Consider the following 23258-nt stretch of genomic DNA (forward strand, 5'->3'; position numbering starts at 1 on the left):
AAAGTTAAGATCACATAACCACAATAAATAATCGTATTGCGCTTGGGGTAAAAACGGCAAAATATGCAAGCGCATTTGGCCCTGTTGTAACGTGTCTCCGGCGTTAAGCGGTTGATTAAAATAATCTTGTGCGCTGCTTAACAATCGACCTTGCGGCAAATATACCTCGATAGGCTGTTCACTTTGCGCCCAGTTATCAAAAAGCGTGGATAAGGCGTTGTTTTCATATGCGAAAAGCGAGACCTTAAAGCTGTTTGTAATCGGTTCGGGTAAGCCAATTTCAGATAACCAGGCCTTTATGCCCGAAGGGGTATGGTGGTGACGGCTTATAAATTGCGCACGATGTTGCAATAAATCCGCTTCGCGCATTAAACCGCCAGTATGCGGCAGGATGCTGGGGAAAAAGAAGGTTTTATCTAGCCCGTTGGCTTGTTTAGATGGTAAACCGTGAAAATCTTTCACCCAGGATTCAGCACTGAAATATTCCAAATTAATCCAAATTGGTTTGGATGTTTTCATCTGTTCGACATAGTCGCTCGGTAATTCACAGCCAAAGGCTTCAATCACCACATCACCAGGCCTGGTGCTTAGATCGGGGTTTAAATGTTGAACCTCAATTTGCCCAATAAGCTGTTGGTTAAAAAGCGGATCGGTGTCAGGCACAAGTGTGTGTAAGGCGTTTAAATCGTCCACAAACAAACGCACGTTTTGCTGGAAATCATGACACAAAATCTTCGCCAAACGCCAACTGACGCCAATGTCGCCATAGTTGTCGATCACACTGCAAAAAATATCCCAATTTAATTGTGTTTGCATAAACAACCAGGCCTGGTGATGAGAAAGAAGGGCTATTTTACGTGAAAACCATTTGCGTATCACAGGGCTTTGTCTTAGTCTATGGCAAATTTTTAAAATAACGAATCACATGAGTTATCCAATTCCCGCCGAGCGTCACCGCGCTGAAATTGAAATTAAAAAAAGCCGATTTATCGCTTATGCGGATTTTGTCGAAACCCGTGCGCAAGCGATGGCGGTGCTGGAAAAATTGAAAGCAGCCTATCCAGATGCACGTCATCATTGCTGGGCGTATTTATTGGGTGATCCGTTGTGCGCGTCGAATGCCGGAATGGGGGATGATGGCGAACCTTCTGGCACCGCTGGCAAACCGATTTTAAATGTTTTGCAGCATAAAGGTGTCGGCGATGTGATGCTGGTGGTTGTTCGATACTTTGGTGGGATTAAACTGGGTGCGGGTGGTTTAACACGAGCTTATAGCCAGGCGGCGCAAGCCGTGATGGAAAGTTTGCCGGTACAAACCTTTGAAGCCCAAGTTAGGTTACAACTTGAATGTGGCTTTGGCGATGAGCAAGTGATTCGACATCAACTCGAATTACTCAACGGCACAATTTTACAAACCGAATACAGCCAACAAGTGCGGCTAGAGGTGCAATTGCCACTCGCCACGCAAACCGAATTCGAAGCGTTTTTAGCCAATCGCAGAATACAAATTCTGGGTTAAGTTAACCACGAAGGACACGAAGATTTTTTTTCAGAACCCCTCCCAGCGGGAGGGGTTAGAATCATAAAAAACTTCGTGTGCTTCGTGAACTTCGTGGTAAATAAAAAATAAGAGAGAACAATGAACAGTTTGAATTTTGCGCAGATTATTGCAGATGAGTTAAAGGTTAAGTCAAACCAAGTCGAAGCCGCGATTGCGTTGTTAAGCGAAGGCGCAACCGTGCCGTTTATCGCGCGCTATCGTAAAGAAGCCACTCAAGGTTTAGAAGATAATCAGTTACGCCAGCTCGAAGTTCGTTTGGCCTATTTAACCAGTCTGCAAGAACGCAAACAAACCATTCTCAAAAGCTTAGAAGCGCAACAGAAATTGACGCCTGAACTGCAAAGTGCAGTCGAAAACACGTTTAGCAAAACCGAGTTGGAAGATATTTATCGGCCGTACAAACTCACGCGCAATTCTAAAGCTTTAAAAGCCAAAGAAGCCGGGCTTGATCCGTTGGCGCAGGCATTATTGGCTAACCCAAAACTTGATCCACTTGCCGAAGCGCAAGCCTATATTAATGCAGAAAAAGGCATAGAAACCGCTGAAGCCGCATTAAGCGGTGCGCAGGATATCTTGACCGAACAATTATCACAACCACCAGGCCTGGTGGCCGAGTTGCGTGAAACCTTGTGGCGAGAAGGGATTGTAACTAGCCTTTTGGTTAAAGGGCAGGTTGATGAAGGCGAGAAATTTAAAGACTATTATGAATATGAAGAACCGATTCGTAAGATTCCTTCGCACCGTGCTTTGGCTTTATTTCGTGGAGAACAGGCGGGCATTCTTAAACTTAAGCTGGAATTGCCCCAGGTTGAGTCTTTGGCCTCGCATCCTTTCTTAGCGCGAATTCAGCAATTTCATCAGTTGCAATTTGAGCTGTTGCCAAGTCAAACTTTCTTTAGCCAAGTTATCCACCAGGTCTGGCGTTTGAAGCTGGCTAAGTCGCTTGAAACTGAGTTGTTTGGCCGTTTGCGTGAAAATGCTGAGCAGGTGGCGATTGAGGTATTTGCGCATAATTTAAAAGACTTATTATTGGCCGCACCGGCGGGTGCGAAGGTGACTTTGGCGCTTGACCCAGGGTTTCGTACCGGCGTGAAACTGGCGATAGTTGATCAAACCGGTAAATTTTTACATCATGCCGTGATTTATCCGCACGCCCCACAAAACCAATGGGATCAAAGCAAACAAACACTCGCTAAACTGATCAAAGACTATAAGGTTGAATTGGTAAGTATTGGTAACGGCACGGCTTCGCGCGAAACAGAGCAGTTGGTCAACGAAGTTTTGACGCAAAACAAACTCACTCATACCCAAAAAGTGGTGGTGTCTGAAGCAGGTGCGTCGGTTTATTCGGCTTCTGAGATCGCCCAGCAAGAATTCCCACAGCTGGATGTGACAATTCGTGGTGCGATTTCGATTGGCCGTCGTTTGCAAGACCCGCTTGCTGAACTGGTTAAAATCGACCCGAAAGCCATTGGCGTGGGTCAATATCAGCATGACGTCAACCAAACTGCGCTGGCGCAATCGTTGCAAAATACGGTCGAGGATTGTGTGAACTCGGTTGGGGTCGATTTGAATACCGCCTCCAGCGCTTTGTTGAGTTATGTATCCGGTTTATCGTCGCGTTTGGCGCAAGAAATTGTAAATTGGCGTGATGAAAATGGCTCGTTCCGTAATCGCCAGCAATTAAAGAAAGTGCCACGTTTGGGGCCAAAAGCGTTTGAGCAGTGCGCCGGTTTTTTACGCATTCGAGAAGGCGATCACCCGTTAGATCAGTCGGCGGTGCATCCTGAATCTTATGATATCGTCGAAAAAATGGCCAAAAAATTGGGTGTGGACTTAGCGCATTTAATTGGCCAATCCGAACAGGTAAAACGCATTAAAGCAACCGATTTTGTAAATGAAAACATAGGCTTAATGACGCTTCGTGATATTTTGGCTGAACTGGAAAAACCCGGGCGTGATCCGCGTCCGACGTTTAAAACGGTTGAATTTAACGATGCGATTACTGAAATTAAAGACTTATCACCAGGCCTGGTGCTTGAAGGTGTGGTAACGAACGTGACGCATTTTGGCGCGTTTGTGGATGTGGGTGTGCATCAAGACGGTTTGGTGCATATCTCACACTTATCAAATGGTTTTGTCAGCGATCCACACACGATTGTTAAAGCCGGACAGATTGTGAAGGTCACGGTATTGGAAGTGGATGAGGCGCGCAAACGCATTAGCTTGTCAATGAAAACCGCACCGAGTGTAACGGAGAAGGGCGTGGCTGGCACTCAAGGCTCGGCCAAACCAAAACCAGCCGCGGCTAAACAAGCACCCAGCAATAACAGTATGGGAACCCTGGCCGACAAGTTCGCCCAGCTGAAGCGTAATTAAAGCAAATTTAAAGCGTTTGGCGAGATTTAATATCTCGCTTTAAATCGCTTTTTTACCGAGTTGCTCTAACTTTTCTAACCAGGCCTGGTTGTTATGTGGTTTGGTTTGTCCCATAAAACCTATCAAGGTTTCGCCGGAAATTTTTATACCGCTGAACTTAAGGATATTACGCTTAAAGCTTTTTAGGCTGTGCGCGCCATAAAACCAGCGATAAATAAACGCGGGCATGCCCATCGTCACGACAATTCGGGCGGTTTTACCTTTGAGTAATCCACCTTTGCGTTGTTCATCATCCGCTTTGCCAATCGCGAAGCCCGGGCGAAACACCTGCTCTAAAAAGGCTTTTAAAATCGCGGGCATATCGCCTAACCATAACGGATAAATAAACACCAAATGATCGGCTTGTTCAATCGCCTGTTGAGCAGGTTTTAAAGTGGCTGGAATTTCGCCATGTTCAAACTCTTGGTCGGATTTTAACCAAGGAAAATCTAACCGAGCGACTTGAATAATCTGGGCTTGATGACCCGCTTGATGCGCACCCTCATAATATTGTTCTGCCAACGCATGACCAAAATGGGCATGCGTGTTATCAGGATGACCTTGAATAATCACGATATTTTTCATACTAGCCCCCGTTTATAAATGAAACGAAAACTTGAATGTACCAGTGATTTGAATTGAAAACCAGCGCTACACAAACTGAATCGTTTGGAAGGCTGGTTTGAGGAGTTTAAACTTCAGTAATAATTTGGCTTCCTGCCCAGCGAGATTTGGGGAGGCTGGCGTTAAAGTCATCGGCTTGTTTGTAACCCAGCGCCACCACGGCGAGCGCTTTATAACCCTGGCTTGTTAGATTAAATTCTTCATCTAATACTTGGGTATCCACGCCTTCAATCGGGACCGCGTCTAAGCCTAAAGCACCGGCTCCTAATAACAAAGCCCCCATGTTTAGGTAGACTTGTTTTTCCATCCAGCATTGGGTGTCGTGCAAGGTTTTGCGGTGTAGGTCGGCATAAAAAGTGCGCACGGCATTCACTTTGTCTTTCATTTCTTGTGAATCTATACGGCCATCTGATTCTTCTTGGTTGGTGATGGCATGGATATAGTCGTCACTGAAGTCGGTTTTTACACAGTAAACAATCACATGTGAGCAATTGAGGATTTTGGACTCATTCGCCACATAAGAGCCTTGGGCGGCTTTTGCGATGCGCGTTTTGCCTTCATCGGTGCCACTGATAATAAAATGCCAAGGCTGAGAATTTACACTAGATGGACTTAAGCGAAGCAGGGCTTTAATTTGCGCCAAATCTGAATCGGAAATACGGCGAGTTTTATCAAATTTTTTGGTGGAATAACGGGTTTGTGCGATTTCAACTATATTCATTTCGATAGCCTTTATGTATTCAATAATGTATTTAAAACCAATTATAAAAAGGTTATATCGTCGTGTGTTTGCTGTTTAAAACAGGTCGCTATTAAGCGTTTCGCTGCGGATTCGACGGTTTCGTTTTGGCAAGGCGGTTCGCCTGGATAGAGTTTGCTGCGGAAGTGACTTGCGAGCGCGGGGAAGTGGGCAATCACACCTTGAAAATTAGGGTTTTCTTCAACCACTAGCTGGGTGAGCTGTTCTAAACCGGCTTTGGCGACCGAATAAGCGCCATAGTATTGCTGGTTGTTTTTAACGGCTTGGTCAGAAATGGTGACTAACCAGGCCTGGTGGCTGGCTTTAAGTTTGGGCAAACAGGTTTGAATTAGATGGAAATTGGCATTCAAGTTGGTTTGCATGACTTCGTACCATTGGATTGGATCAAAGTGCTCAATTGGCGTTAAAGCGGGCAAGATGGCGGCGTTTAGAAATAAGCCGTCTAGTTTGGGAAAGGCTTCCAGTCCTTCAGCGAGCTGTTCAAATTCGGCTTGAGCTGAACCGGCTAAGTTCATCGGAAACAAAAATACATTATTCCAACCGCTCTCATCTAATTCGTCATAGAGTTTATTGAGTGCTTTCAAGTCACTATCTAACAGAATCAGCTGATGTTGTGGGTTATGCAGATGCTGGGCTAAAGCTCGACCTAAACCATTGGCCGCGCCGGTGATTAAAAAGGTTTTGTTTTCGGCTAAATCTTGTTTTAAATCCATTAGTTAAAGCGCTCTTTTAGAAACTGGGTAATGTCGTATGGGGTGCGGAAAATAAAGTCGGCTTGGTCTAAATTGTCGATTTTATCTTCTGGTAAATAACCAAATAAAGCCGCCCCAGTTTGCATACGGGCGTTAATACCGGCTTCGATATCACGAGGATGATCACCTAGATATAAACACTTTTCGGGCGCAAAACCACATTGCTCAGCGGCCAACCACATGGGTTCTGGGTTGGGTTTGCGAATGGGTAAGGTATCGCCACACACTATGGTTTTTGGCGCGCTAGGGAAATCAAAGTTTTTTAACAGGTGATGGGTTAGCTTTTCTGGCTTATTGGTGACGATGCCCCAAGGAATGTTTTTTTCTGCCAAATGCACAAGGCCTGGTAATAGGCCGGGGAAGACTTGAGTGTGCAAAGCAATATGATCGTGATAATGGGCTAAAAACTGTTGGCGACGTTGCTCAAATAAATCATCATCGGCCTCTGGAAAAGCCAGGCGGGTGAGAGCGGCACCGCCCTGCGATACAGTATTGCGAACTTCCGCATAACCTGGCGGGGTTTGGCCTAGCTCGGCACAAGTTAAGTTTAAGGCATAGCTGAAATCGTATGAGGTATCAAGCAGGGTGCCGTCTAGGTCAAATAAAATGCAATCAATTGGGGTCATGGTTTGGGTTAATCCAATTTTTGAAAGGCCATTAAGTAGTTAATGTCGAGATTATGACTTAAAGCATAATGTTTAAATAAGGGGTTAAAATCAATCCCAGCCGAATCTATTAAGGTTAAACCGGCGGCACGTGCCATTTCGCTTAACTCACTAGGTTTTATAAATTTGTCGTGCTGATGTGTGCCCTTAGGCACTAGGTTTAATACATATTCGGCGGCGAGCACCCCTAATAGATAGGCTTTAGTGGTGCGATTAAGCGTGGAAAAAAACACATAACCACCAGGCCTGGTAGATTGCGACGCCGCTTGAATAATCGCTTGCGGATTGGGAACATGTTCGAGCATTTCCATGCAAGTCACCACATCATAGTGTTGTGGGTGTTGTTGCGCGTGATCTTCGGCTGAGATGAGTTGATAGTTTAATTCTACACCCGCATCTAAGCTGTGTAGCTTGGCGACCTTTAAAACATCTTCAGCTAAATCAATCCCGGTGACGTTTGCGCCCAATTTTGCCATGGATTCGCTTAAAATACCGCCACCACAGCCAATATCGAGCGTGGTTTGGTCTGCTAAATTCACATGACGCTGCATAAACTTTAGTCGTAAAGGGTTAATTTTATGCAGGGCACCAAACTCGCCCTCGGTATCCCACCAAGTTTGCGCATGTTGATTAAAATTGTGCAACTCTTGTTGATCAAAATTGTCTGAGACGTTCATAAGGCTTATGTCAGCTTTTTAGTTAAAACACATAGGGCGATATTCTACTGGATTAAAAACGCTTTGTACCCGCTTATTTTTTGCATTTCGCGCTCATAGTCTTGTCATAATTCGGTTATAATGAATACTTTATGTCAAAAATATAACTAGATTGGATGCTCCATGTCAGATTTTGCACGTGAAATACACCCGATATCGCTTGAAGATGAAATGAAACAGTCCTATTTAAGTTACGCGATGAGCGTAATTATAGGACGCGCACTGCCCGATGTTCGTGACGGTTTAAAGCCAGTTCACCGTCGTGTTTTGTACGCCATGAACGAATTGAAAAACGATTGGAATAAACCGTACAAAAAGTCGGCACGTGTGGTCGGTGATGTTATAGGTAAATACCACCCGCATGGTGATACGGCGGTTTATGACACGATTGTACGTATGGCGCAGCCTTTCTCTTTACGTTATATGTTGGTTGACGGCCAGGGTAACTTTGGTTCGATTGATGGTGATAACGCGGCCGCCATGCGTTATACCGAAGTGCGTATGGCCAAAATCGCACATGAACTGCTAGCCGATCTTGATAAAGAAACCGTTGATTTCACGGCTAACTATGACGGTTCTGAGCATGAACCGAATGTATTACCTAGTCGCATCCCAAACCTTTTAGTGAATGGTTCAGCGGGTATTGCGGTGGGTATGGCCACCAATATTCCGCCACATAATTTAAATGAAACCATTGATGCGTGTTTGGCGTTGATTGAAAACCCAGATATTGATGTCGCGGGTTTAATGGAACACATTCCTGGCCCAGACTTCCCAACTCGCGCCATTATTAACGGCACACGCGGTATTCGAGAAGCTTATGAAACCGGGCGTGGACGTGTACAAATTCGTGCACGTACCAAGATAGAAACCGATAAGTCTGGCAAGCAAACGATCGTAGTCTACGAAATTCCTTATCAAGTTAACAAAGCACGTTTGATTGAACGTATTGCTGAATTAATCAAAGAAAAGAAAATTGAAGGCATCACCGCGTTACGTGATGAGTCTGACAAAGACGGTATGCGTATCGTGATCGAATTGCGTCGCGGCGAAGTGCCGGAAGTCATGATTAACAATCTATATAAATTGACTTCGATGCAAACCGTGTTTGGTATCAATATGGTGGCATTGATTAATGCCCAACCTAAGTTGCTTAACTTGCGCGAAATTATTGAAGCCTTTGTGCGCCACCGTCGTGAGGTGGTTACACGTCGTACCATTTTCGAACTGCGCAAAGCTCGTGAAAAGGCGCATTTACTTGAAGGCTTGGCGGTCGCGTTAAGCAACATTGATGAAATGATCGAATTGATCAAGTCATCACCAACCGCCAGCGTTGCGAAAGATCGCATGTTGGAGCGTAATTGGCCTGCGGGTAATGTGATTCAACTGCTAGAGCGTGTAGAAGCCAAAGATACGCGCCCAGAAGAGCTTGAAGCTGGTTTTGGTATGGTTGAAGCGGATATTTATCGCTTATCACCGACACAGGCTCAAGCTATTTTGGATATGCGTTTAAACCGTTTAACCGGTTTAGAACAAGACAAAATTTTAGAAGAATACAAAGGTTTGATTGAAAAGATCTTTGAATTCCTTGAAATTCTTCGTAATCCAGATCGTTTAACCGAGGTGGTACGTGAAGAGTTGGTTGAAATTAAAGCACTTTACGGCGACGAGCGCCGTACTGAAATAGACCATGCTTATGTTGATCTAGATGAAGAAGACTTAATTGCGGTTGAAGACCGCATTGTGACTTTATCGCAAGACGGTTATATCAAAACTCAGCCGGTTAGCGATTATCGCGCACAAAAACGCGGTGGACGCGGTAAATCAGCCACGGCGATGAAAGAAGAAGATGAAGTTGGTCAGATTCTGGTCGCCAGCACACACGATATGTTGCTGTGCTTCTCGAACCGAGGCAAGTTGTACTGGCAGAAGACTTGGCAGTTACCTTTAGCTAGTCGTGGTGCACGTGGTAAGCCGATTGTGAATGTGTTCCCGTTAGAAGACGGTGAGCATATTTCGGCGATTTTACCGATTAGCCAATTTGATGAAGAACACTTTGTATTTATGGCCACCAAACATGCGGTGGTTAAACGTGTGCGTTTGTCAGATTTCTCGCGTCCACGTGCTAACGGTATCATCGCGGTAGATTTGTTAGATAACGATGAATTGGTCGGTACAGCGTTGACTAATGGCACCCAAGAAGTGATGTTGTTTGCTGATGGCGGTAAAGCGATTCGTTTTAAAGAATCCGATGTACGTGTAATGGGTCGTCAGGCTCGTGGTGTGCGCGGTATGAAACTGGCCGCTGGTCAAACCATTATTAGTATGCAAATTGCGACACCATCTACCCTAATCTTAACCGCCACGGAACATGGCTATGGTAAATGTACTACGGTTGACGATTACTCAACTATTAACCGTGGCGGTCAAGGTGTGATCTCGATCAAGACCACTGAACGTAACGGTAAAGTGGTCTCGGCTTTATCAGTCGTGCCTGAGCAAGAAGTGGTCTTAATTACCAATAAAGCGACGTTGGTGCGAACTCGTGTAAGCGAAATCTCAGTAGTGGGTCGTAATACACAAGGCGTTAAGTTAATTAACGTTGGTAAAGACGAAGTTGTTGTGGGTCTAGCAGTGGTTAATGCGTCAGAAGATGACGATATTATCGATGAAAATGCGGCTGACACTGATGGCAGCATTGTCGCCACTCAAACAACAGAGGCCACAGCGGTTGAAGAGCCACAAGCCACAGAAAATGAACCAACTCAAGCTGAGGAACCGGATGATTTCCAGCTAGATTTAATTGACCCTAACGAAGATAAATAACTCGGAGAAAGCCTGAAAAATGTCAAGAGCCTTTAATTTTAGCGCCGGACCAGCCATGTTGCCAGAAGCCGTCATGCGTAAAGCGCAAGCGGAAATGTTGAACTGGAACGACACGGGTATGTCTGTGATGGAAATGAGTCATCGCTCAAAAGAATACATGCAGATGGCCAAGCATGCCGAGCAGACCTTACGCGAGATTATGGGTATTCCTGATAACTATAAAGTTTTGTTCACCCATGGTGGTGCGTCTTTACAATTCAGTGCAATTCCATTAAACCTAAGCCAACCTACGGATGTGGTTGATTATTTTGATACAGGTGTTTGGTCGCATAAAGCAATTAAAGAGGCTCAGCGTTATGTGAATGTGAATGTTGTCTGCGAAGACCATCAGCGCATTCCTGACCCATCAGAATGGTCATTATCTTCAAACGCTAAATATGTGCATTACACACCTAATGAAACCATTAGTGGTGTAGAGTTCATGCAACCGCCGAAGGTGGATGTTCCTTTAGTTGCGGATATGTCATCTACGATTTTGTCACGTCCAATTGATGTTTCTCAATTTGGTGTTATTTACGCGGGTGCACAAAAAAATATTGGTCCGGCTGGCTTAGCGATTGTGATTGTGCGCGAAGATTTGTTGGGTCATGCTCGTAATGACACGCCGATTTTAATGAATTGGCAAGTAACGGCTGAAAACGATTCAATGTATAACACGCCGCCTACCTACGCTTGGTACTTAGCAGGCCTGGTGTTTGATTGGATTAAAGAGCAGGGCGGTGTTGAAGCGATGGCCAAACACAACCAAACCAAAGCTTCCAAACTTTATGCGGCGATTGATGCCAATCCTTTTTATAGCAATCCGGTTGAACCCAGTCAGCGTTCATGGATGAACGTGCCCTTTACCTTAAAAGACTCAAGTTTAGATACGCTTTTCTTAGAGGAATCCAAGAAGGCTGGTTTATTAAACTTAAAGGGTCACAAGGTTGTCGGTGGTATGCGCGCGAGTATTTATAATGCGATGCCAGAAGAGGGCGTTGAAGCACTGATTGCGTTTATGAATGACTTTGCTCAACGCCACGGATAAGTGAAGAGTTTGCGCATGACACCGAATAAACAAGAAGCTGAACAACTGAATGCAATCCGCAATGAAATTGATGCAATTGATGCAAAAATTCAAGAACTGATCGGTGAACGTGCACGTTGTGCACAGAAAGTAGCCGATATCAAAACCCAAGGCGGCAAGGTGGAAGCGGTATTTTACCGCCCGGAACGTGAAGCTCAGGTTTTACGTGCCGTTAAGCAACGCAATAACAGTCCATTATCTGACAATGACATGGCACGTTTGTTCCGCGAAATTATGTCGGCTTGTTTGGCACTTGAACAACCGATTAAAGTCGCCTACTTGGGTCCAGAAGGCAGTTATACACATGCGGCGACCATTAAGCAGTTTGGTTCTTTTGCTCAGCCTTATCCAGTTTCAACCATAGAAGATGTCTTTAAGTCTGTCGAAACCGGTGTCACCCATTACGGTTTGGTGCCGGTTGAAAACTCCACTGAAGGTGTGGTGAACGCGACTCAAGACAATCTGATCACCATGCGCGCGCATGTGACTGGTGAAGTCGATTTAGCGATTCATCACTGTTTGTTATCCAACGCTAAAGATATGGGTTCGATCACGAAGGTGGTCGCCCATGCTCAGGCATTGGGTCAGTGTCGTAGCTGGTTAAAAAATAACTTGCCGGGCGTTGAGCTTGAAGCGGTAGAGTCCAATGCCTTAGCCGCCAAAATGGCGCAAGCCGATACGTCTTTGGCGGCCATTGCTTCTGAGCAAGCGGCGGTTTTATATCAATTAACGATTTTAAAATCTCACATTGAAGATGTAAGCGACAATACCACCAAGTTTTGGGTGATAGGCTCTGAAACCACTTCGCCGAGTGGTGAAGATAAAACCGCATTAGTGTTGTCGATTCAAAATCGAGCCGGTGCTTTAGCCAAAATTTTGGATAGTTTCGCAAAACGCGAGATTGGTATGACTCGAATTGTGTCTCGACCATCCAACAATAAAAAATGGGATTATGTGTTTTTTATTGATATTGTGGGGCACCAAACTGACCCCAAAGTTGCGGAAGCCTTAAAAGAAGTAGAAGCGCAAACTAGCTTTTTCAAGCTGTTAGGTTCCTATCCGGTTTCACCACTCGAATAAATCAACAGTTATGCGCTTTGATTGAACCCATTTAATTTTAGAGAGTCTTGTATGAGTCCCGTATTTGAACATTTAGTTCAGCCACAAATTCAATCGATTCAACCTTATATTCCGGGTAAGCCGGTAAGCGAACTACAACGGGAGCTTGGGTTAAAGCACATTAGCAAACTGGCGTCCAATGAGAACCCGCTAGGCGCAAGTCCAAAAGCTTTGAGTGCAATTGAGATTGCACTCAAAGATATCGCGCGTTATCCAGATGGCAATACCTTTTATTTACGCGAAGTATTGAGTGATTTCTTATCCGTACCAGCAGCTCAGGTGGCCTTAGGAAATGGTTCCAATGAATTACTTGAGCTGGTTGGCCGAGTTTTTTGTGGTCAAGGCGATGAGATTATTTATTCTCAATATGGCTTTGCGGTTTATCCGATTACCGCACAAATCGTGGGCGCAACTGGCGTAGAAGTTCCGGCTAAAAACTACGGTCATGATTTAGAGGCGATGGCTCAGGCCGCTACGCCAAAAACCAAATTAATTTATGTCGCTAACCCAAACAATCCAACCGGAACCCTATTTGGTCGAGCGGAATGGGAAAGCTTTATGCAAGCCGTGCCTGAAACTGTCATGGTCGTACTGGATGAAGCCTATTTGGAATATGTGGACACATCCGACTACCCGAATGGTTTGGATTATTTAGCTCAATATCCAAACTTGATTGTGTCGCGTACTTTTTCGAAAGCTTATGGCCTAGCTTCTTTGCGTGTGGGTTACATGGTAGCGAGCGAAGAAATCATCTCTTATATCAATCGATTACGTGCACCATTTAATGTCAATCATTTTGCCCAGGTAGCCGCAGCGGCGGCTTTGCAGGATCAGCAATTTGTTTTGCAATCGGTTGAACTAAATCGCCAAGGTAAACAACAAATCTGTGAAGCCTTAGCGGGTTTAAATATTCCGTTTATCCATTCAGAAGGCAATTTTGTGTGTGTTGAGTTTGGTGATAAGGCTGCTGAAATTAACACCAAGTTGTTGCATCACGGTGTAATTGTGCGTCCAGTTGGGAATTATGGTTTAAATCATTTTTTACGTGTCTCGATTGGCAACCGTAGTGAAAACCAACACTTTATTGATGCCTTGCATCAGGTGCTTTAACGCATGAAAATAGGGCGTTTATGTGTCATCGGTGTCGGGCTAATTGGCGGTTCGTTTGCTTTAAAACTCAAGCAGATGGGTTTAGTAGATGAAGTCGTGGGTTACGGACATCGTATTGAAAATTTAGAGAAAGCGGTTGCACTTGGTGTAATAGACCGTTATGAAACGGATGTGACTTTGGCGGTAAAGGGCGCGGATCTTGTGATGCTAGCGGTTCCTTTAGGTGCGATTGGATCATTATTTGCCGAAATTGAACCATTTCTTGATGCGTATACCATTGTGACAGATGCCGGTAGCGCCAAAGATAGTGTTATCAAGGACATTATTGAAAGAGTTGGTGCTTGTCCGGCCAATTTTGTACCGGGTCATCCGATTGCGGGACGTGAAAAGAGTGGGGTGGAAGCGGTTGATGCCGATTTATATCAAAATCATCGCGTGATCTTAACGCCGACTGAAACTACCAGTGAATCAGCGGTTGAATTGGTTCAAACACTGTGGAGCGCGGTTGGCGCAAATGTGAGTTTGATGGCGGCGAGTTTTCATGATGAAGTATTTGCTGCAACTAGCCATTTGCCTCATATGTTGGCGTTTGCATTAGTTGATATGTTGAATGAACATGCCGAACTCGGCAATGTTTTTCAATATACCGCAGGCGGTTTCCGCGATTTTACCCGTATTGCATCCAGTGATGCGACTATGTGGCGCGATATTGCTTTGCATAACTCAGCGGCTTTGGTGAAATGGTTAAACGCTTACCAAGCGGAACTCCAAACACTCACGAAGTTAATTGAATCTCAAGATGGTCCGGCGTTATTTAAGTTGTTTGATCAAGCCAAAACAGCGCGTGATCAGCATATTTTGCATAAAAATACGGACGCTTAATCTCTAATCCTTTAAATTAAATCCAATATTAAGAAACCACTTTATGAAAAATTTACGTTTTATTGTCCAGCCTGGTGGCGCCTTAACTGGCACTATTCGTGTTCCAGGGGATAAATCTATTTCTCACCGCAGCATCATGCTGGGATCGCTTGCTGAAGGCACAACGACTGTCACTGGTTTTTTAGAAGGTGACGACAGTCTTGCAACTTTAAAAGCTTTTCAAGCCATGGGTGTCAAGATAGACGGCCCTCATCAAGGTAAGGTTGTGATTGAGGGGGTTGGCTTAAACGGTTTAAAAGCACCAAGTCACGCTTTGAATATGGGAAATTCAGGCACATCTATGCGTTTGTTATCCGGTATTTTGGCGGGTCAGGATTTCAGCTGTGAATTAACCGGCGATGCGTCTTTAAGTAAACGCCCAATGAAGCGTGTAATTGATCCGCTAACTCAAATGGGTGCGACGATTACAAGCGAAGAAAAAGGCTTGCCTCCGTTAAAAATCCAAGGTCATTCCAAGCTTAAAGCAATTGATTACACCTTACCTATGGCAAGTGCGCAGGTTAAGTCTTGTGTGTTATTGGCTGGCTTATATGCGGAAGGCGAAACCAGTGTGGTTGAACCAGCTCCAACGCGTGATCATACAGAACGTATGTTGCGTGGTTTCGGTTATGAGGTGAAATCTGAAACCTTAGATAAGCTGGCCACACGTGTCACGTTAAAAGGCGGTGGCAAACTTATAGCGGGGCCGATTGATGTGCCATCCGATATTTCATCGGCCGCGTTTTATATGGTCGCCGCATCCATTGCACCAGGTTCTGATTTATTAATTCAACACGTTGGTATGAACCCGACTCGCACTGGTGTTATTGATATTTTACGTTTAATGGGTGCCGATTTAACTTTGGAAAATGAGCGTGAAGTCGGTGGTGAGCCAGTAGCCGATGTGCGTGTTCGTTATGCCAAATTAAAAGGCATTCAAATCCCGGAAGCTTTAGTGCCATTAGCGATTGATGAGTTCCCGGTATTATTTGTCGCTGCTTCGGCCGCTGAAGGCACAACGGTGTTAACTGGTGCTGAAGAATTACGCGTCAAAGAGTCGGATCGAATTCAAGTAATGGCGGATGCTTTGCAGGCGGTTGGTATTGATGCACAGCCGACTGAAGATGGCATGATCGTTAAAGGTGGCCAGCAAAAGCCGCAGAAATCAAAAATCATCAGTCACCATGATCACCGCATCTCTATGTCAATGACGGTCGCGGCTTTAACCGCCGTTACACCGATTGAAATCGAAGATTGCGCCAACGTAAATACCTCTTTCCCGGGCTTTGTTGAATTGGCTAATTCAGTTGGTCTTAAAGTCGCTACACAGGAGGCAACGGAATAATGCATACAATCGTAACGGTTGATGGCCCAAGCGGGGTGGGTAAAGGCACATTAGCTCAACTTTTATGTGACTACACCGGCTTTCATTTTTTAGATAGTGGGGCGATTTATCGCACACTAGCCTATGGTGTGATTGCTAAAAATATTGACCCTAATAATTTGCCTGAATTAGTCGCCTTAGCAGAAGGTTTGCCGGTGATATTTGAATCTGGACGTGTATTGTTTGATGGTGAAGATATTACGACGGCGATTCGCAATGAAGAAGTCGCAGCAATGGCCTCTAAAGTGGCGGCGATACCCGAAGTACGCGCCGCTTTATTACAACGCCAAAAAGATTTTGCACAAGCACCAGGCCTGGTGGCAGATGGTCGCGATATGGGGACAATCGTTTTCCCACAGGCTAATGCGAAATTGTTTTTAAAAGCCTCCGCTGAAGTACGTGCAGAAAGACGCGTTAACCAGTTGAAAAATCAAGGTGTTACTGTTAATATTGCCCAAATAACTCGCGACATTATGGAACGTGACGAGCGTGATCAAAACCGCTCAGTATCGCCTTTAGTGCCTGCGCAAGACGCTTTTATCATTGATACGAGCGATTTAAATATCGATCAAGTCTTTGAAAAAGCAAAAGAATTCCTACAAAAACGTGGGATATGACGACAAGGTTGATTATTGGGGAATCAACCATTGCTAACTGACCCGAAACACATTACTTGCCCCAAAATTGGTATTGTATTCGGTTTTGTAATTTAATTTGGTAATCCACTCATGAGTGAAACTTTTGCACAGTTATTTGAAGAATCTCTTCAGCTAGACCGCTTCCAAACAGGCGCTTTAATCATCGGTACTGTTGTTGGTATTGATAAAGAAACCGTTATGGTTGATGCCGGTATGAAATCAGAATCGGCCATCCCAAGAAAACAATTTGAAGACGCTAATGGTGAACTAGAAGTCGCCGTTGGTGATGAAGTTGAAGTTTGCCTAGAAGCCTTAGAAGATGGTTTCGGTGAAACTCGCTTATCACGCGAAAAAGCGAAACGCGCGAAAACTTGGGATCGTCTTGAAGCCGCCGTTGAAGAAAACGAAACCGTTATTGGTTTTGTTACCGGTAAAGTTAAAGGCGGCTTGACCGTTGATGTTGAAGGTGTACGTGGTTTCTTACCAGGTTCATTGGTTGACACACGTCCGATTCGCGACTTTGGTTTCCTAGAAGGTAAAGAAGTTGAGTTGAAGCTGGTTAAAATCGATCGTAAGCGTAACAACGTGGTGGTATCACGTCGTGCCGTGATCGAAGCTGAGAGCAGTGCAGAACGTGAAGCGCTATTGGCGAACATGGAAGAAGGTTCCGTTCTTAAAGGTATCGTTAAAAACCTTACTGACTACGGTGCATTCATTGACTTGGGCGGTGTTGACGGCCTATTACATATCACAGATATGGCATGGCGTCGTGTTAACCATCCTTCTGAAATCGTACAGGTTGGTGATGAGATCGAAGTTAAGGTTCTTAAGTTTGACAAAGAACGTAACCGTGTTTCTCTAGGCTTAAAGCAGATGGAAGAAGATCCATGGTCTGATATGGTTGCTCGCTACCCAATCGGTTCTGAAACTGGTGGTAAAGTGGCCAACATTACTGACTACGGTGCATTCATCGAAATCGAAGAAGGCATTGAAGGTTTGGTTCACACTTCTGAGTTGGATTGGACTAACCGCAACATTCACCCATCTAAAGTGGTTCATTTGGGTCAAGAAGTGCGCGTAAAAATCCTAGACGTAGACCAAGAACGTCGTCGTATCTCGTTAAGTATCAAACAGTGCACTGTTAACCCATGGGAAGGCTTTTCAGCGACTCATAATAAGGGTGACAAAATCACTGGCAATATCAAGTCAATCACTGACTTCGGTATCTTCATCGGTTTAGACGGTGGTATTGATGGTTTAGTTCACTTGACTGATATCTCTTGGGCTCAGAATGGCGAAGAAGCGATTCGTGAATTCAAGAAAGGTGATGAGCTAGAAACTATTATTCTTTCTATCGACCCAGAAAGAGAGCGTATTTCTTTAGGTCTAAAGCAGCTTGAGCAAGATCCTTTCTCACAATATGTCGCAGCTAATGGCAAAAACAGCATTGTAGAGGGAACCGTTAAGTCTGTAGACGAGAAGGGCGCGGTAATTGATTTGGCTGAAGAAGTTGAAGGTTACCTTCGTGCTTCAGAGCTTAAAGAAGAAACCCGTGATGCTTCTAGCGTTCTAAGTGTTGGTGATAAAGTGGAAGCTAAAATCACAAACATCGACCGTAAGAGCCGTAGCTTGTCTTTATCTGTTAAAGCAAAAGATAAGCAGGATGAAGCTGAAGCGATTAAAGGTTATACCTCTAATCAAGATCAAGCTACCAACACGCTTGGTGACTTATTAAAAGGTCAGCTCTAAACCTGACAAACGATTTTTAATTCATTAGCTTGAATTAAAAGTATTGTTTGGTCGTTCAGTGTTGAGTTAATTTTATTAGCTCAACACTGTTCCTCATCATTAGTGAGAAGGTAAAGAGTATTGAAATGACCAAGTCAGAATTGATTGAGCTCATAGCGAGAAAACAAACCCAACTCTCACAAAAAGATGTCGAGATTGCGGTAAATCAGATTATTGAGTCGATGATTAACGCTTTAGCTGAAGGCGATCGAATTGAAATTCGTGGCTTCGGCAGTTTTAGCTTACATCATAGACAAGCCAGAATGGGGCGCAACCCTAAAACTGGTGAAGCAGTAAAGTTACCCGAAAAGCGTGTACCACACTTTAAGCCGGGTAAAATTTTACGTGAACAAGTGGATGCCTCTAAGGCTTCGACTGATATCATATGTTAAAAATTGAGCCTACCTTGTATGATTAAGCTCCTATCTTTAATTGCAACCCTTGCATTTGTTGGATTTGGAGTCGTATTGGGTTTGCTTAATCCAACGCTTGTGTCGTTTGATTATTTATTTGATCAGCGACACATTCCTCTTTCTGTTTTACTCAGTGTTTCATTTGTATTAGGCATGCTTTTTGCCGGTCTGTTCGTATTTACGCAAGTTATGCGTTTACAATGGAAGTTGCATCGTTTAAATAAACAGCATAAACAACAAGCAATTGAAATAATTGAACTCAAAAAACAACTTCATAGAACAACACCCTCAGCCCCAACACAAGATATTACGCTTAAGAATCCGGGCTAAGTGTTTTAATTTACATTAATTTTACGTTATTAGGGGAGCGCTCGTGCCGTCATCTTCACGTGTTATTGTGGCTTTAGATTTTGCAAATCAAGCCGATGTATTCAAGCTTGTAGACCAGCTTGATCCATCTCAATGTAAGCTCAAAGTTGGCAAAGAGTTATTTGCTATTGCAGGACCAGGCCTGGTTGAAAAGTTAGTTGATCGTGGTTTTGATGTGTTTTTGGATTTAAAATATCATGATATTCCTAATACGGTTGCAATGGCCTGTAAGGCCGCAGCAAAAATGGGCGTTTGGATGGTTAACGTTCATGCCTTAGGTGGGCCCAACATGATTACAGCTGCCAAAGAAGCCATATTAAGTGTTGATCACCAGCCGATTTTAACCGCGGTAACGATTCTAACCAGTTTTGATTCAGCTCAATTAAGTGCCATTGGCTTATCCGGTAGTATTCAGGATAATGTATTGCGCCTAGCTAAGTTAGCTCAGAACTCAGGAGCAGACGGGGTGGTATGTTCAGCACAAGAAGCGACTGAGCTTAGAAAACATGTGTCAAAAGACTTTTGTTTGGTCACACCAGGAATTCGACCAGCTGGATCAAATACGGATGATCAGAAACGCATTATGACACCAATTGAAGCGGTTCAAGCTGGATCAGATTATCTCGTGATTGGTCGTCCGATTACACAATCAGCCGATCCTTTAGCCTCATTACTGGCGATTAACCAGTCTTTAAGTTAGAAAGGCCTCTAAACTTATTGCATTAAGGCGTGGATTTCTCTATAATTCTCGCCTTTCATACGGCATATAAGCCGTCGTGGAATTCCTTGCCTTATCACCTAAAGATGAAAGGCTCTTTATTAGATCCATAAGGAGAGACCATGCGTCATTACGAAGTAGTATTCCTAGTGCACCCTGATCAAAGCGAGCAGGTGCCTGCAATGGTTGAGCGTTATCGTTCGATCGTTGAACAAGCTGATGGAAAGATTCACCGTCTAGAAGACTGGGGTCGTCGCCAATTAGCTTACACCATCAATAAAGTACACAAAGCGCATTACATTCTAATGAATATCGAATGTAACCAAACGGCTTTGGACGAACTTGAAAATGCGTTCTATTACAACGATGCCGTGTTACGCAAAATGGTGATCGCACGTAACGAAGCTGTTACTGAGCCGTCTATCATGGCAGGCAAGAAAGATGATAAATCTGAAGCCACTTCATACCATAAGGGAGAGTAACATGGCGAGAAATTTTGGACGTAAAAAATACTGCCGTTTTTCAGCAGAAGGCGTTAAAGAAATCGATTATAAAGACATCGATACCTTGCGTGCTTACATTACCGAAACCGGTAAAATCGTACCTAGCCGTATTACAGGTACCAGCGCTAAGTATCAGCGTCAATTGGCAACAGCTATTAAGCGTGCGCGTGTATTAGCTTTATTGCCTTACACTGATCAGCACAAGTAATTAAAGTTCTGAAGAAACAAGTAATACTATGATAGCAATTGCCAACTTTGTGATGAAAGGTCCAATGCAGGCTTATCTAGCAGCGATTGGTTTTGCTTTGTTAACTGTTTGGTTTAGCCCGTTTGGTATTTTTTCGGGTGCTGTTATCGCACTGATTACATTGAGAATTGGTGTAAGCGATGGCTTTAAAACATTGTTAGCTGCAATGGCTGTTCATCTAGTGGTTTCAGGTTTTTTGTCTGGAACTTATTTAGCTGGATTGATCGCCATTATTGAGTTTATGTTGCCCGTTTGGGTTTTGGCGGTTGTTTTACGTCAAACCAATTCAATGGGTTCAACATTACAAATAGCAGCTTTAATATCCGGTACAGGATTATTATTGGCCCATTTCATGTTGGGTGATTTGCCTGCTTGGTGGATGGGTTTGTTTGACCAGATGTTCCGTCCGGTTCTAGAAGAAGCTGGTGTAGCTTATTCGACAGACATGATCGAGCAAATGACTAATGTTATGTCTATGCTACTGGCCATGTTTGCGGTCGTTCTCTGGTTTGGCACGGTTTTAATCGGGCGCTGGATGCAAGGTGTTTTATATTATCCAGGACAGTTTCAAAAAGATTTTCATCAGTTAAGATTGCCTAGAAATGTGGCGATTGCTACGGTGATTGTTGCGATCGCCAGCTTATTTTTAAACGAATCAAGCGGTGGATTGTTAGGCGATTTATTTGGCTTGCTTAGTATTGTATTAATGTTTCAAGGACTGGCGATTAGCCACCACGCAGTGCTTATTAAGCACCTTAGCAAAGGTTGGTTATTTGCTCTATATTTTTTACTGCTTGTGTTTCCACAAACAGTATTAGTTTTAGCGATCGTTGGCTTAGCGGATACATTTAGTGATTTCCGCAGTCGATGGGTAGAAAGTAAATAGAGGTTTTCTTATGAACGTTATTCTGCTTGAAAAAGTACAAAATTTAGGCGGTTTGGGTGATCAGGTAGCGGTTAAAGCCGGATATGCTCGTAACTTCCTAATTCCACAAGGCAAAGCCAAGCCAGCTACAAAAGATAATGTAGCTGAGTTTGAAGCACGTCGTGCAGAGCTTGAAAAGCAAGCGGCTGAGTTATTAGCCCAAGCTCAAGCGGTATATGAAAAAATGAACGGTATGGTTGTTACTGTTGAAGCAAGCGCTGGTGAAGAAGGCAAGCTTTTCGGTTCAATCGGTACGCAAGATATTGCTGATGCACTAAAAGTATCAGGTTTTGATATTGAGCGTCGTTATGTTCGTATGCCAGAAGGTCCATTACGTAACACTGGTACATTTGAAATTGATGTTCAGTTGCATACTGACGTGATTGCGTCAATCAACGTAGAAGTAAAAGCTGGCGCTTAATTCGCTTGCTTTACATGCGTTAGATAAAAGCCAAAATGACGGTGTTCATTTTGGCTTTTTTTATTTAAGCTCGACATCCCCGATTTTCTAGCCGCATCGTTTATAATGGTTTTTTATTTACAAACTCAGCATGTTGGTTATGAAAGGCAATCTTCAAACGGTTACATCGGCTCCTCAAACCCCTTTTAAGGTACCACCACACTCTATTGACTCAGAACAGTCCGTATTAGGCGGATTAATGTTGTCAAACGCCTCATTTGAAGATGTGTCCGTTGTTATTAACGAATATGATTTCTACACCAAGCAACATCAAGCCATTTATTCAGCTATTTGCGAACTAAGTCGAAGCAACAAGCCATTTGATTTAGTCACTGTGGTCGAGTTGCTAGAAACCTCAAATCAAATTGAACTGGCTGGTGGTAAGGCTTATCTTGCTGAACTTGTGTCCAATACCCCCGGTGCGGGCAACATTTTATTCTATGCACAGATTGTGCGCGAAAAGTCAGTGTTAAGAAAGCTAATTGATGCTTCGAATGAAGTATCAGAAAGCTGCTTTTTTACCAAAGGTAAAGACATTCGTGAAATTTTGGACTTTGCTGAGTCGAAAATTATGGCGATCGCTGAACATGGTGAAGGCAAGCAACGCCAATACAAAACCATGGATGAGTTGCTGGCGTCGGCCATTAACCGAATTGATGAGTTGTTTAACTCGGATGGTTCGATTACCGGCATTGAAACCCATTTAACTGAATTCGATGAAATGACATCCGGTCTGCAAAATGGTGATTTATTAATTGTGGCCGGGCGACCATCCATGGGTAAAACCACTTTTTCGATGAACCTGGCCGAGAACGTAGCGACAAAAAGCGGTTATCCAGTTGCGGTTTTTAGTATGGAAATGCCTGGCGAACAATTGGCGATGCGTATGATTAGTTCATTGGGACGAATTGATGCCCATCGTATGCGAACCGGTAAGCTCCAGCCGGAAGATTGGGCCAAAATGAATAAATCAATTTCACTTCTGTCTAATGCGGATATTTATATTGATGACACGCCCGCTCTAATGATTACCGAATTGAGAGCGCGTGCAAGACGCATTGATAAAGATATTCGTGATAAACAGCGCCGTAAAGCTATAGAGGCGGGGATTGAGGATCCAGAATCAAAAGTAACAGGTTTAGGCCTAATCGTAATCGACTATCTTCAGCTTATGCGCGGCTCTCAGAATACCGATAATCGTGTAAACGAAATTTC

At 44.0% G+C, this 23258-nt stretch carries 24 protein-coding genes; 18 read left to right on the forward strand and 6 right to left on the reverse strand.

The features are described 5' to 3' along the window. A partial coding sequence (gene earP, locus VIM91_RS04260) for an elongation factor P maturation arginine rhamnosyltransferase EarP (RefSeq protein WP_331863579.1) occupies window positions 1–879 on the reverse strand: 879 nt, incomplete at its 3' end. 46 nt (window positions 880–925) lie between these two features. Between earP and VIM91_RS04265 the strand changes: the two genes are divergently transcribed. Together VIM91_RS04265 and VIM91_RS04270 are read left to right on the forward strand one after the other, a co-directional pair. Then, a complete protein-coding gene (locus tag VIM91_RS04265) occupies window positions 926–1519 on the forward strand; it encodes a YigZ family protein (RefSeq protein ID WP_331863580.1) in 594 nt (197 codons plus the stop codon). Window positions 1520–1639: 120 nt separating this feature from the next. Further along, on the forward strand, window positions 1640–3940 hold the full coding sequence (locus VIM91_RS04270; RefSeq protein WP_331863581.1) for a Tex family protein: 2301 nt from the start codon (window positions 1640–1642) through the stop codon (window positions 3938–3940). 39 nt (window positions 3941–3979) lie between these two features. On the opposite strand, the gene VIM91_RS04275 is transcribed toward VIM91_RS04270, so the two are convergent. The 5 genes from VIM91_RS04275 to ubiG all read right to left on the reverse strand — a co-directional run bounded on the left by VIM91_RS04275 (window position 3980) and on the right by ubiG (window position 7457). Then, the gene (locus tag VIM91_RS04275) at window positions 3980–4564 is read right to left on the reverse strand and encodes an NAD(P)H-dependent oxidoreductase (RefSeq protein ID WP_331863582.1); all 585 of its coding nucleotides are present in this window, start codon (window positions 4562–4564) and stop codon (window positions 3980–3982) included. Window positions 4565–4670: 106 nt separating this feature from the next. Beyond that, the gene (gene nfsB, locus VIM91_RS04280; RefSeq protein WP_331863583.1) at window positions 4671–5324 is read right to left on the reverse strand and encodes an oxygen-insensitive NAD(P)H nitroreductase; all 654 of its coding nucleotides are present in this window, start codon (window positions 5322–5324) and stop codon (window positions 4671–4673) included. A 41-nt stretch (window positions 5325–5365) separates the two neighbouring features. Further along, the gene (locus VIM91_RS04285) at window positions 5366–6076 is read right to left on the reverse strand and encodes an SDR family NAD(P)-dependent oxidoreductase (RefSeq protein WP_331863584.1); all 711 of its coding nucleotides are present in this window, start codon (window positions 6074–6076) and stop codon (window positions 5366–5368) included. Continuing rightward, on the reverse strand, window positions 6076–6741 hold the full coding sequence (locus VIM91_RS04290) for an HAD-IA family hydrolase (RefSeq protein ID WP_331863585.1): 666 nt from the start codon (window positions 6739–6741) through the stop codon (window positions 6076–6078). Before VIM91_RS04290 ends, VIM91_RS04285 begins: the two co-directional genes overlap by 1 nt. 8 nt (window positions 6742–6749) lie before the next feature. After that, the gene (gene ubiG / locus VIM91_RS04295) at window positions 6750–7457 is read right to left on the reverse strand and encodes a bifunctional 2-polyprenyl-6-hydroxyphenol methylase/3-demethylubiquinol 3-O-methyltransferase UbiG (protein ID WP_331863586.1); all 708 of its coding nucleotides are present in this window, start codon (window positions 7455–7457) and stop codon (window positions 6750–6752) included. A 162-nt stretch (window positions 7458–7619) separates the two neighbouring features. Here ubiG and gyrA point away from each other — a divergent pair, with 162 nt between their 5' ends. The 16 genes from gyrA to VIM91_RS04375 all read left to right on the forward strand — a co-directional run. After that, the gene (gene gyrA / locus VIM91_RS04300) at window positions 7620–10322 is read left to right on the forward strand and encodes a DNA gyrase subunit A (RefSeq protein ID WP_331863587.1); all 2703 of its coding nucleotides are present in this window, start codon (window positions 7620–7622) and stop codon (window positions 10320–10322) included. A 19-nt stretch (window positions 10323–10341) separates the two neighbouring features. Next, window positions 10342–11409: a 3-phosphoserine/phosphohydroxythreonine transaminase gene (serC, locus tag VIM91_RS04305; RefSeq protein ID WP_331863588.1), complete on the forward strand. Its 1068-nt coding sequence runs from the start codon at window positions 10342–10344 to the stop codon at window positions 11407–11409. A 15-nt stretch (window positions 11410–11424) separates the two neighbouring features. Next, complete coding sequence (pheA, locus tag VIM91_RS04310) at window positions 11425–12528, forward strand: prephenate dehydratase (RefSeq protein ID WP_331863589.1); 1104 nt, start codon at window positions 11425–11427, stop codon at window positions 12526–12528. A 51-nt stretch (window positions 12529–12579) separates the two neighbouring features. Continuing rightward, window positions 12580–13677 carry a histidinol-phosphate transaminase gene (gene hisC, locus VIM91_RS04315; protein WP_331863590.1) on the forward strand — a complete coding sequence of 366 codons (1098 nt, stop codon included), beginning with the start codon at window positions 12580–12582 and terminating at the stop codon, window positions 13675–13677. A 3-nt stretch (window positions 13678–13680) separates the two neighbouring features. Further along, the gene (locus tag VIM91_RS04320; RefSeq protein ID WP_331863591.1) at window positions 13681–14559 is read left to right on the forward strand and encodes a prephenate dehydrogenase; all 879 of its coding nucleotides are present in this window, start codon (window positions 13681–13683) and stop codon (window positions 14557–14559) included. 43 nt (window positions 14560–14602) lie between these two features. Beyond that, window positions 14603–15943 carry a 3-phosphoshikimate 1-carboxyvinyltransferase gene (aroA, locus tag VIM91_RS04325; RefSeq protein ID WP_331863592.1) on the forward strand — a complete coding sequence of 447 codons (1341 nt, stop codon included), beginning with the start codon at window positions 14603–14605 and terminating at the stop codon, window positions 15941–15943. After that, the gene (cmk, locus tag VIM91_RS04330; protein ID WP_331863593.1) at window positions 15943–16599 is read left to right on the forward strand and encodes a (d)CMP kinase; all 657 of its coding nucleotides are present in this window, start codon (window positions 15943–15945) and stop codon (window positions 16597–16599) included. Before aroA ends, cmk begins: the two co-directional genes overlap by 1 nt. A gap of 111 nt (window positions 16600–16710) precedes the next feature. Then, window positions 16711–18369 (forward strand): 30S ribosomal protein S1, encoded by a 1659-nt coding sequence (gene rpsA, locus VIM91_RS04335; protein WP_331863594.1) that lies wholly within the window; start codon window positions 16711–16713, stop codon window positions 18367–18369. A 125-nt stretch (window positions 18370–18494) separates the two neighbouring features. Beyond that, window positions 18495–18800: an integration host factor subunit beta gene (locus tag VIM91_RS04340; RefSeq protein WP_029934740.1), complete on the forward strand. Its 306-nt coding sequence runs from the start codon at window positions 18495–18497 to the stop codon at window positions 18798–18800. Window positions 18801–18818: 18 nt separating this feature from the next. Continuing rightward, window positions 18819–19151, forward strand: a complete 333-nt coding sequence (locus tag VIM91_RS04345; protein ID WP_331863595.1) for a LapA family protein — start codon at window positions 18819–18821, stop codon at window positions 19149–19151. A 43-nt stretch (window positions 19152–19194) separates the two neighbouring features. Then, window positions 19195–19890 carry an orotidine-5'-phosphate decarboxylase gene (gene pyrF / locus VIM91_RS04350; protein ID WP_331863596.1) on the forward strand — a complete coding sequence of 232 codons (696 nt, stop codon included), beginning with the start codon at window positions 19195–19197 and terminating at the stop codon, window positions 19888–19890. 140 nt (window positions 19891–20030) lie between these two features. Then, a complete protein-coding gene (rpsF, locus tag VIM91_RS04355; protein WP_331863597.1) occupies window positions 20031–20390 on the forward strand; it encodes a 30S ribosomal protein S6 in 360 nt (119 codons plus the stop codon). 1 nt (window position 20391) lies between these two features. After that, window positions 20392–20619, forward strand: a complete 228-nt coding sequence (rpsR, locus tag VIM91_RS04360) for a 30S ribosomal protein S18 (RefSeq protein ID WP_029934750.1) — start codon at window positions 20392–20394, stop codon at window positions 20617–20619. A 28-nt stretch (window positions 20620–20647) separates the two neighbouring features. Beyond that, complete coding sequence (locus VIM91_RS04365; protein WP_331863598.1) at window positions 20648–21544, forward strand: DUF2232 domain-containing protein; 897 nt, start codon at window positions 20648–20650, stop codon at window positions 21542–21544. Between the two features lie 10 nt (window positions 21545–21554). Beyond that, entirely contained in the window at window positions 21555–22004 is a 450-nt protein-coding gene (gene rplI, locus VIM91_RS04370; RefSeq protein ID WP_331863599.1) for a 50S ribosomal protein L9, read from the forward strand. 139 nt (window positions 22005–22143) lie between these two features. Then, window positions 22144–23258 (forward strand): replicative DNA helicase (locus tag VIM91_RS04375; protein WP_331863600.1); only part of this gene is annotated, 1115 nt, incomplete at its 3' end.

Source organism: Thiomicrospira sp. (assembly GCF_036568485.1).
In the GTDB taxonomy this organism is placed as follows: domain Bacteria; phylum Pseudomonadota; class Gammaproteobacteria; order Thiomicrospirales; family Thiomicrospiraceae; genus Thiomicrospira.

What these genes read in the sequence shown, in the direction of transcription:
- serC (WP_331863588.1), top strand. Translation starts at nt 10,342, where the DNA reads ATGTCAAGAGCCTTTAATTTTAGCGCCGGACCAGCCATGTTGCCAGAA.
- gyrA (WP_331863587.1), top strand. Translation starts at nt 7,620, where the DNA reads ATGTCAGATTTTGCACGTGAAATACACCCGATATCGCTTGAAGATGAA.
- VIM91_RS04275 (WP_331863582.1), bottom strand. Translation starts at nt 4,564, where the DNA reads ATGAAAAATATCGTGATTATTCAAGGTCATCCTGATAACACGCATGCC.
- rplI (WP_331863599.1), top strand. Translation starts at nt 21,555, where the DNA reads ATGAACGTTATTCTGCTTGAAAAAGTACAAAATTTAGGCGGTTTGGGT.
- cmk (WP_331863593.1), top strand. Translation starts at nt 15,943, where the DNA reads ATGCATACAATCGTAACGGTTGATGGCCCAAGCGGGGTGGGTAAAGGC.
- VIM91_RS04285 (WP_331863584.1), bottom strand. Translation starts at nt 6,076, where the DNA reads ATGGATTTAAAACAAGATTTAGCCGAAAACAAAACCTTTTTAATCACC.
- rpsA (WP_331863594.1), top strand. Translation starts at nt 16,711, where the DNA reads ATGAGTGAAACTTTTGCACAGTTATTTGAAGAATCTCTTCAGCTAGAC.
- VIM91_RS04265 (WP_331863580.1), top strand. Translation starts at nt 926, where the DNA reads ATGAGTTATCCAATTCCCGCCGAGCGTCACCGCGCTGAAATTGAAATT.
- VIM91_RS04340 (WP_029934740.1), top strand. Translation starts at nt 18,495, where the DNA reads ATGACCAAGTCAGAATTGATTGAGCTCATAGCGAGAAAACAAACCCAA.
- rpsR (WP_029934750.1), top strand. Translation starts at nt 20,392, where the DNA reads ATGGCGAGAAATTTTGGACGTAAAAAATACTGCCGTTTTTCAGCAGAA.
- rpsF (WP_331863597.1), top strand. Translation starts at nt 20,031, where the DNA reads ATGCGTCATTACGAAGTAGTATTCCTAGTGCACCCTGATCAAAGCGAG.
- nfsB (WP_331863583.1), bottom strand. Translation starts at nt 5,324, where the DNA reads ATGAATATAGTTGAAATCGCACAAACCCGTTATTCCACCAAAAAATTT.
- VIM91_RS04290 (WP_331863585.1), bottom strand. Translation starts at nt 6,741, where the DNA reads ATGACCCCAATTGATTGCATTTTATTTGACCTAGACGGCACCCTGCTT.
- aroA (WP_331863592.1), top strand. Translation starts at nt 14,603, where the DNA reads ATGAAAAATTTACGTTTTATTGTCCAGCCTGGTGGCGCCTTAACTGGC.
- VIM91_RS04270 (WP_331863581.1), top strand. Translation starts at nt 1,640, where the DNA reads ATGAACAGTTTGAATTTTGCGCAGATTATTGCAGATGAGTTAAAGGTT.
- VIM91_RS04320 (WP_331863591.1), top strand. Translation starts at nt 13,681, where the DNA reads ATGAAAATAGGGCGTTTATGTGTCATCGGTGTCGGGCTAATTGGCGGT.
- ubiG (WP_331863586.1), bottom strand. Translation starts at nt 7,457, where the DNA reads ATGAACGTCTCAGACAATTTTGATCAACAAGAGTTGCACAATTTTAAT.
- VIM91_RS04345 (WP_331863595.1), top strand. Translation starts at nt 18,819, where the DNA reads ATGATTAAGCTCCTATCTTTAATTGCAACCCTTGCATTTGTTGGATTT.
- VIM91_RS04365 (WP_331863598.1), top strand. Translation starts at nt 20,648, where the DNA reads ATGATAGCAATTGCCAACTTTGTGATGAAAGGTCCAATGCAGGCTTAT.
- hisC (WP_331863590.1), top strand. Translation starts at nt 12,580, where the DNA reads ATGAGTCCCGTATTTGAACATTTAGTTCAGCCACAAATTCAATCGATT.
- pheA (WP_331863589.1), top strand. Translation starts at nt 11,425, where the DNA reads ATGACACCGAATAAACAAGAAGCTGAACAACTGAATGCAATCCGCAAT.